The sequence below is a fragment of the Bacteroides coprosuis genome (assembly GCF_020741705.1).
Lineage (GTDB): Bacteria > Bacteroidota > Bacteroidia > Bacteroidales > Bacteroidaceae > Bacteroides_E > Bacteroides_E coprosuis.
In genome coordinates this window covers 1-8,640 of the sequence record NZ_DYYK01000110.1, presented here as the reverse complement: position 1 = coordinate 8,640, position 8,640 = coordinate 1, and the positions used below count along the sequence as shown (strand labels likewise).

9 protein-coding genes are annotated in these 8,640 nt (G+C 35.5%); all 9 read right to left on the bottom strand.

What is annotated here, in order from left to right; genetic code table 11:
- On the bottom strand, window positions 1–593 hold a 593-nt coding region (locus tag K8V80_RS06315; RefSeq protein WP_276776232.1), incomplete at its 3' end, for an LpxD N-terminal domain-containing protein.
- Window positions 594–703: 110 nt separating this feature from the next.
- On the bottom strand, window positions 704–1,927 hold the full coding sequence (locus tag K8V80_RS06310) for an HD domain-containing protein (RefSeq protein WP_276776230.1): 1,224 nt from the start codon (window positions 1,925–1,927) through the stop codon (window positions 704–706).
- Window positions 1,928–1,941: 14 nt separating this feature from the next.
- Window positions 1,942–2,766 carry an orotidine-5'-phosphate decarboxylase gene (gene pyrF / locus K8V80_RS06305; protein WP_276776229.1) on the bottom strand — a complete coding sequence of 275 codons (825 nt, stop codon included), beginning with the start codon at window positions 2,764–2,766 and terminating at the stop codon, window positions 1,942–1,944.
- 9 nt (window positions 2,767–2,775) lie between these two features.
- Window positions 2,776–3,861 carry a peptide chain release factor 1 gene (gene prfA / locus K8V80_RS06300; RefSeq protein ID WP_006744129.1) on the bottom strand — a complete coding sequence of 362 codons (1,086 nt, stop codon included), beginning with the start codon at window positions 3,859–3,861 and terminating at the stop codon, window positions 2,776–2,778.
- A 3-nt stretch (window positions 3,862–3,864) separates the two neighbouring features.
- Entirely contained in the window at window positions 3,865–5,040 is a 1,176-nt protein-coding gene (locus K8V80_RS06295; RefSeq protein ID WP_276776227.1) for an AIR synthase related protein, read from the bottom strand.
- Window positions 5,041–5,205: 165 nt separating this feature from the next.
- A complete protein-coding gene (locus K8V80_RS06290) occupies window positions 5,206–5,787 on the bottom strand; it encodes a LemA family protein (RefSeq protein ID WP_006744131.1) in 582 nt (193 codons plus the stop codon).
- Between the two features lie 40 nt (window positions 5,788–5,827).
- Entirely contained in the window at window positions 5,828–6,754 is a 927-nt protein-coding gene (locus K8V80_RS06285; protein WP_276776224.1) for a TPM domain-containing protein, read from the bottom strand.
- A complete protein-coding gene (locus K8V80_RS06280) occupies window positions 6,751–7,650 on the bottom strand; it encodes a DMT family transporter (protein WP_006744133.1) in 900 nt (299 codons plus the stop codon). The genes K8V80_RS06285 and K8V80_RS06280 overlap by 4 nt, the downstream gene beginning before the upstream one ends.
- 7 nt (window positions 7,651–7,657) lie before the next feature.
- Window positions 7,658–8,608 (bottom strand): alpha/beta hydrolase, encoded by a 951-nt coding sequence (locus tag K8V80_RS06275; RefSeq protein ID WP_276776219.1) that lies wholly within the window; start codon window positions 8,606–8,608, stop codon window positions 7,658–7,660.
- Window positions 8,609–8,640: the final 32 nt, after the last annotated feature.

Genomic DNA, 8,640 nt, shown 5'->3' with positions numbered 1-8,640 from the left:
TGAGGAATCTTTTCATAACCTTCTGCTGTTGGAGCAAAACCAAAACCATCTGCACCTACAACTACACCTGAATGTAGTATGCAATTATTGCCTATTATGCATTCGTGGTATATGTTTACATTAGAGTATAGTGTGGTATTTGCACCTATTTTTGCATTATCACCCACATAAGTATGTGGGTAAATAGCTGAGTTGTCACCAACAACAGCATTTTCACCAATAACGACATAAGGGGCAATATAAACGTTTTTTCCAATTTTTGCAGTGTGTGCAATAGAAGCGAGGGAATCTATTCCTGTTTTTTTGGGTTTACTAGCTTCATAAAGAGTAAGAAGTTTTGCTAAACTATCGTATGCATTATCTACTTTGATAAGTGTAGCAGAAATAGGCTTCTCGGGTTTGAAGTCTTTATTTACAAGTACTATACTAGATTGAGTATTGTAAATATAATGTGTATATTTTGGATTAGAGAGGAAGGAGATGGCTCCAGAAACACCTTCTTCAATTTTAGCAAATGTATGTACAGTTGCGTTCTCGTCACCTATAATTTCACCTTGTATATATGACGCAATTTGCTTTGCTGAAAATTCCATATTTTTGATATTCTTATATTATTGGGGTTTTAGCCCATTCTATGGTACGTAACGCAAATAACGGACAATTTTTTGGTATTTCCTCGTGTTTTAAGGGTTATTTGTACTTACTAGTCTATACGGAAATGACTGAAATAGTATTTATTAACTCGTTTAGATAAAGATGTAACATTTAGAATATCAGATATTTCTGATATGTTTTTTAGACTGCCATCTTTGTATAATAGATCAATACTATTATCAAACGGATCATACATCTTATTCCCAATAATTCCACTTGAAACGAAATATTTAGCTTCTTCAGTAGAGATATTTAGATGTTTGGATACTTGTTTTCGTATGTCATTTATAGCTCGTTCATTAAATACTTCAGAGGATATTTCTGTTTTAAATAACTGTCTATTGATCATTCCAGAACTAAGGAGTGATAAAATTTTATCTTCGTTGTTACTCCATACCTTAAGCGATGTCCAAATGTCATTATCATCAAGTTGTATAAAGTTGTTTAAAGCTTCATCTCCTTCGTAAAATGATTTTTTATCTACATCATTGTATAAGAAATAGTGTAATGCAGGAGACGCAAACAATGAAACGCCTCTTTTTGCTAAATCTTTGGCTCTTGATAAAGTACTGATAAGCATATTTTCATAAGTGATGCATGTTCTATGTAGATATACCTGCCAATACATGAGTCTTCTTGCAATGAGAAAATTTTCAATAGAGTAAATTCCTTTTTCATCCACCACTAATTGCTCTTCTTTTAAGTTGAGCATTTTGATGATTCGGGCAGATCCAATGCTACCTTCGGGTACACCTGTGAAAAAACTATCCCTTCTCAGATAGTCCATTCTATCCATATCAAGTTGCCCACTTACTAATTGATGAAGATATTTTTTAGGATGTTCTCCTTTGAATACCTTTATAGCTAGGCTGAGAGCTCCATTCATTTCCTCATTCATTTTTTCCATCAACAAGAGTGATATCTGCTCATGAGATATGTCTTTTGTTAATGTGTACTCTAATACATGGGAGAATGGTCCATGTCCTATGTCATGCAATAATATAGCTGCTTTTGCAGCTTCAGCTTCACTATCAAAAATAAAATGACCTTTGCGTTTGAGTTGTTCAATCGCTTCGGTCATTAAAAAAAAGGCTCCTAATGAGTGTTGAAAGCGAGTATGCTGAGCACCAGGATAGACAACAGATGATAACCCTAATTGCTTAATTCTACTTAAGCGTTGCATATAGGGATGTTTTACAATATCGTAAAGCAAACCTTTAGGGATTTTTATAAATCCAAAAACGGGATCATTGATTAGTTTACTATCCTGCATACTATCCTCCATTATTACAATATTGCTTCTAGCTCTTTGGCCATTTGTAGCTGTAATGTTTTGGCTGCATTTCTTGCTCCTTCTGCATAATCTATGGTGTTATCTGCATAAATTATACCTCTCGATGAATTAACAAGCAACCCACATTGAGTGTTCAATCCATATTTGCAAACCTCTTGAAGAGAGCCTCCTTGCGCACCAACACCAGGAACCAGTAAGAAATGATTGGGAACATATTTTCGAATAACTTCGAAAGATTTTCCTTGGGTAGCCCCAACAACGTACATCATATTTTCATCATTTCCCCAATCTTGTGATTTTTCTAGAACACGTTCATAAAGATGTTGACCTTCCTCATTTTTAAATAATTGGAAGTCTTGTGATCCTTTGTTGCTAGTTAGGGCTAAAAGGATAACCCATTTGTTCTCATAAGAGAGAAAAGGAGACACACTATCTTCTCCCATATATGGGGCTACTGTTACTGCATCAACATTTAAATCATCTAAGAAGGTTCTAGCATACATTGCCGATGTATTACCAATATCGCCTCTCTTAGCATCTGCTATAATAAACTGTTCTGGATAATAGGTCTTAATATACTGGATTGTCTTTCCTAGTGCTATCCATCCTTTAATACCAAGTGATTCATAAAAAGCTGTGTTCGGTTTATAAGCCACACATAAGTCGGCAGTAGCATCTATAATCTCTTTATTAAATGTAAAGATAGGATCTTCCTCATATAATAAATGAGCAGGAATTTTATTCGGATCAGTATCTAATCCTACACATAAGAAAGATTCTTTCTTTTTAATCTGTTCAAATAATTCTTGCTTTGTCATAATTCTAGTTTATAGTTCACTTTCCTTCATGCGTTCTGCATTTTCCGCAACAATTAAGTGGTCAATACAATCTTGAATATCTCCATCCATAAAAGCTTGAAGATTGTATATGGTATAATTGATACGATGGTCGGTAATACGACCCTGAGGATAATTGTAAGTTCTAATTTTAGCAGATCTATCACCTGTTGAAACTAAAGATTTTCTTTGTTCCGAGCGTTCCTTGTTTGCCTTCTCATATTCTATTTCGTATAGTTTAGAACGTAGAATTTGCATAGCTTTTTCCCTATTAGAGTGCTGAGAACGTCCTTCTTGGCAAATTACAACTAAACCTGTAGGTTTGTGAGTTAGCATTACTTTAGTTTCAACTTTATTTACGTGCTGTCCTCCTGCACCTCCAGAACGAGCCGTTTGTAACTCTATGTCTGCTGGGTTTAATTCTACATCTACTTCTTCTGCTTCAGGTAATACAGCAACAGTAATAGCTGAGGTATGTACACGGCCTTGAGATTCTGTTTCAGGAACTCGCTGTACTCGGTGAACTCCCGATTCATACTTTAATATACCATATACATTGTCTCCTGATACTGAAAAAACAATTTCTTTAAATCCTCCAGCAGTACCTTCATTGAAGTTGTTTATTTCTACTGTCCAACCTTTGTTTTCACAGTACTTAGAGTACATTCTGAATAAGTCTCCAGCAAAAAGGGCAGCTTCATCACCTCCAGTTCCTGCTCTTATTTCCATAATAGCATTACGTTCGTCTTGAGGGTCTTTGGGTATAAGCAGTAATTTTATAGTTTCTTCAAGCTCAGGAATTCTAGTTTCGCAGTCTTCTAGCTCTTCTCTAGCCATCTCTTTCATTTCTGGGTCTGATTCATGAGCTATGATTTCTTTGGCTTCAGTTACACCTTGAAGAGCAGCAATATACTCTTTACGAGCATTCATTAAGTCGCTAAGCTCTTTATACTCTTTTGTGAGCTTTACAAATCGAGTTTGATCAGCAATCACTGCTGGATCGGTAATAAGGGTTGAAACCTCATCAAATCGAGCTACTAAGTCTTCCAGTTTATTTAAAATACTGTTGTCTGTCATAAATTAATAATTAAATTCTCCAAACTCACTTTGGATAGTAAGTCTAGATGTAGAGTCTTGTCGATCTTCTACTCTACCTACAATTTTAGCATCAATATTAAAAGTTTTTGAGATTTCTATAATCTCTTGTGCAATATCAGGTGCTACATAAAGTTCCATACGGTGTCCCATGTTGAATACTTTATACATTTCAGCCCAATCCGTTTGACTTTCCTCTTGAATGGTTTTAAACAGAGGAGGTATTTCAAACATATTATCTTTGATTACTTTCAAATCCTCAGAAAGAAAGTGTAGTATCTTGGTTTGTGCACCACCAGAGCAGTGTATCATACCATGAATCTGTTTACGTAGTTTATCTAGTATCTTTTTGATCACTGGAGCATAAGTACGAGTAGGAGAGAGTACTAGTTTACCCGCATTAAGAGGGGATCCTTTAACTTTATCGGTAAGTAGCAGACTGCCAGAGTAAACTAAGTCAGCAGGTACTGCACTGTCAAAAGTTTCAGGGTAAGTTTCAGCTAAATAACGAGAGAATACATCATGGCGAGCAGAAGTTAATCCATTGCTACCCATACCTCCATTATATTCTTTCTCGTATGTTGCTTGTCCTGATGAAGCTAAACCGACAATAACATCTCCCGCTTTTATGTTTGCATTATCTATAACATCGCTCCTCTTCATACGGCATGTTACAGTGCTATCCACAATGATAGTGCGTACTAAGTCTCCTACATCGGCAGTTTCTCCTCCAGTAGGATATGCTCCCACACCCATGCCTCTTAACTCTTCTAAAAGTTCATCTGTGCCATTAATAATAGCTGATATTACTTCTCCGGGAATAAGAAGCTTATTTCTTCCTATTGTTGATGAGACTAAAATATTATCGACAGCTCCTACACATAGTAAGTCGTCAATATTCATTATTAAAGCATCTTGAGCAATGCCTTTCCAAACAGATAAATCACCTGTTTCTTTCCAGTATGCATAAGCAAGAGATGATTTTGTTCCTGCACCATCCGCATGCATGATATTACAATATTCTGGGTCACCTCCTAGAATATCAGGAATTATTTTACAGAAAGCATTAGGAAATACACCCTTGTCGATGTTTTTAATTGCGTTGTGTACATCTTCTTTAGATGCACTAACACCTCTCAACATGTATCGTTGGTTACTCATGGATATGGTTTTTTGTTTAAATAGTATGCGTTACAAAAGTACTGCTTTTTTTTGTGTCAGCCAATACGTAAGAGAACTATACTCTATTGTCTATTAAAAGAATAAATCCATTCATAATAGCTTTTGCTACAGATGAATGGATTCATTATCTTGTTTTATTATTTATTAGAATTCTACTTTTGGTGCTTTTTCACTTCCTTCTTCAGCTTGGAAGTAAGGTCGTTTATCAAAGCCCATTATCCCAGCAAGTATGTTTTTAGGGAATTTTCTTATTTTTACGTTATATTCTTTAGCGGCATCATTAAATCTGTTTCTTGCTACTGTAATTCTGTTTTCGGTGCCTTCTAGTTGAGCTTGAAGTCCTAAAAACTGTTCATTAGCTTTTAAATCAGGATAACTTTCTGATATAGCCATTAATCTACCTAATGCAGCTCCAAGTTCTCCTTGAGCTTTTTGGAACTCAGCTAATTTTTCTGGAGTAAGGTCTTTTGCATCTACTGTAATTTGTGTGGCTTTACTTCTCGCTTCAATAACTTCGCTAAGAGTTGCTTTTTCGTGAGTTGCATATCCTTTTACAGTACTTACGAGGTTTGGAATTAAGTCAGAACGACGTTGATATTGGCTTTCAACTTGTGCCCATTGGTTTTCTACATTCTCTTCCATAGATACTAAGCTATTGTAGCCTGTAGCACCCCATAGTAATATAGCAGCTACTACTGCTATGGTAATGATTAGTCCTTTTTTCATACGTTGTAAAATTAAATATTTATATAATTCATAATTTGTTTTAGAATCTAGTACCAGCTCCGCCGCCGCCTCCGCGACCACCACCAAATCCTCCTCCAAAACTTCCACCTCCAAAGCTACCACCTCCGAAGCCTCCTCCAAAGATAGGTCCTCCTCCTGGTCCTGAGCGGTGATTATTTTGGAATGTTTTATTTTTTCGTTTGACGATATGACCACAATTAGTGCATCGGTACGTCTCTTCTGTTAATGTGTAATTAAAATTTCTTTCTAGGATTCTACTGTTTATACGTTGTAATTTGCTTTTGCCACACTTAGGACATTTATTTTGTCTTCTTACTATTAACATAAAGATAACAAATATCACAAAAGATGTTCCCAAGAATAAACCTATGGGAAGAAATGGATCTTCTTGATTCCTCGCTTTTTTTACAACTACTCCATCTTCCATAGAGTCATATAGTATCTCATTTACAGCTTGTACTCCTGCTACCATACCCGAATCCCAATCTTGATTTTTAAGATAAGGAACCATGTAGTTCATTTGAATTTGTTTTGCTACAACATCGGGTAAAATCCCCTCTAGTCCGTAGCCAGTGTAAAATTGAACACATCTTTGATCGGTTACAAGTAAGATTAACAATCCATTGTCAGCTCCCTTTTTTCCAATACCCCATTTATTAAATAGCTCATTTGAAAAATCGAAACAATCCATTTCTCCAATAGAAGGTAGCACAACAACAGCTATTTCAGCCCCAGTTTTATCTTCTAAGCTATAAATGATATGATCTATTTTTTGTGTAGCACTAGTTGATAAGATATTAGTTGGGTCTGATGTATATCTTCTTTTGTCCATTTTTTGAACATTAGGGACATCTGAAACGGAATAAGCCTTGCTTTCTTGAGCATAAGTTATGCAAGGAAGCAGTATTAATAATGCGATTATAAGTAGCTTGGAATATTTTTTCATCCTTTTCTTTTTTGGGGTTGCCATTGTAAAGTAATAAGAGCTATTGATATTATTATAATACCTAAAATAGAAGAAATGTTTGGTTCTTCATTCGGTAAAATGATCCAACTTAGTATTACGCCTGATACAGGTGTTAAGAATTTCCATATATTTAGTTCTGAAACTTTTACTTCAGGATCTTTTAGTAAGCTATACCAAATAGAAAAACCTGCTGCTGGAATTATAGCCAGCCATATCCATATCAAGTAGAACTTTGTAGGATAAATCTGTAAAGTCCAGTCTTCTAAAAATATTGAAGCAATATAAAGCATAATACCTCCTGTTAAATTTGCTGCAGCTGTTAACACAATAGGATTTACTCTATTTCTGTTTTTGGCTACAATGATATTTGTAGTTGCTCCTACAAGATTACTCAGTATCAGTATTATAACACCTACATAGAACACGGTGTTTAGTGATAAACGACTTCCGCTGGTTACACTTACAAAAACAATTCCAACCATACCCAATATAATGGCAAAGGTTTTACGTAAAGTAAGTTTGTCGTCGGGAAGTGTGAAATGTGCCATCAATGCTATAAATAGAGGACCTCCACCAATAATTATAGCTGAAATAGAAGCATCTACCATATTTAATCCAACGAAGAATAGCCCATATTGAACAAAAGATTGTATAAAGCCAAATAGAAGTAAATACCTCCATTCTTTTAAGTGGGCTTTCCAGTCTATCTTCTGATAGAACAATAAAGGTATAAGTAATAGTCCAGCTAAGGTAAAACGAATACCTGAAAGGTGAATAGGAGTGGTATATCCAAAACCTAACTTACCACCTACAAAAGCAGATCCCCATAATACGCAAGCAATAATAGTTAATATCTTATTTTGTAGTTTGTGCATAATTGAATTAGTTCAAATACAAGGAAACAAAGTTTGTCACTCTCCGTGTATATTCTTTTTTCGCTTTTAAGTATGATTCGGCATGTTCCACCTCTGGAACAATCCACAACTCTTTCGGTTCAGGTTTAGCTTCATAAAGGGGATGTACCATCCAAGTTGGTACAAATGTATCTGCATCTCCATGGATAAAAAGCATAGGTAGTTCGCATCTTTTTACAGCATTTAGAGCTGAGGCTTCTTCAAAATTCCATCCGTACTTTTGTTGACACAGCCAACTTGTAATATGCATAATAGGAAAGGACGGCAAACCAAAGCGAACTTTAAGCTCTTGGGAAAACTCATCCCAAACACTGGTATATCCACAGTCTTCCACAAAGCACTTCACTTGTTGAGGTAATTGCTCTCCAGAAAGCATCATCGTTGTTGCTGCTCCCATAGATATCCCATGCACTACAATCTCTGTTTCTGTACCATATTTATTTATGGATAGATTTATCCATTCTTGAATATCTAGTCTATCTTTCCAGCCCATTTGAATTGCTTTACCTTCACTTAGCCCATGAAATTGCAAGTCGGGAAGTAATATATTGTATTCAAGATCTTTATTGTAGAGATATCCTATCATAAACATACGTATGGCATTATCAGTATATCCATGTACTATGACAGCCGTTTTGTTTGTTGGTTTAGGAGCATCAATATAGAAGGCATGAAGTTTTTTCCCCTCTGTATTGATGAGTGTAGTGTCTTTGAGGGCAGAAACATGGTTTAAGCTATCCACCCAGTTTTCTAGAAATGGGTAATTTTGATACATTTCTGTATAAGATTTCTCTATATTTAGACCCCTATGTAAAGGAGTTAGGGCGTAGCTTAACATATAAAAACCTGCCGCTAGGCATATCATAAGAATAGCTATGCAAGGCATAGCTATATAATTGAAGATCTTTTTTCTACTCATAGTTCATTCCAAATTTCCCAAGCTTTTATAGC

Coding starts and splice junctions, on each gene's coding strand:
- K8V80_RS06310 (WP_276776230.1), bottom strand. CDS start 1,927: ATGCAGGATAGTAAACTAATCAATGATCCCGTTTTTGGATTTATAAAA.
- pyrF (WP_276776229.1), bottom strand. CDS start 2,766: ATGACAAAGCAAGAATTATTTGAACAGATTAAAAAGAAAGAATCTTTC.
- prfA (WP_006744129.1), bottom strand. CDS start 3,861: ATGACAGACAACAGTATTTTAAATAAACTGGAAGACTTAGTAGCTCGA.
- K8V80_RS06295 (WP_276776227.1), bottom strand. CDS start 5,040: ATGAGTAACCAACGATACATGTTGAGAGGTGTTAGTGCATCTAAAGAA.
- K8V80_RS06290 (WP_006744131.1), bottom strand. CDS start 5,787: ATGAAAAAAGGACTAATCATTACCATAGCAGTAGTAGCTGCTATATTA.
- K8V80_RS06285 (WP_276776224.1), bottom strand. CDS start 6,754: ATGAAAAAATATTCCAAGCTACTTATAATCGCATTATTAATACTGCTT.
- K8V80_RS06280 (WP_006744133.1), bottom strand. CDS start 7,650: ATGCACAAACTACAAAATAAGATATTAACTATTATTGCTTGCGTATTA.
- K8V80_RS06275 (WP_276776219.1), bottom strand. CDS start 8,608: ATGAGTAGAAAAAAGATCTTCAATTATATAGCTATGCCTTGCATAGCT.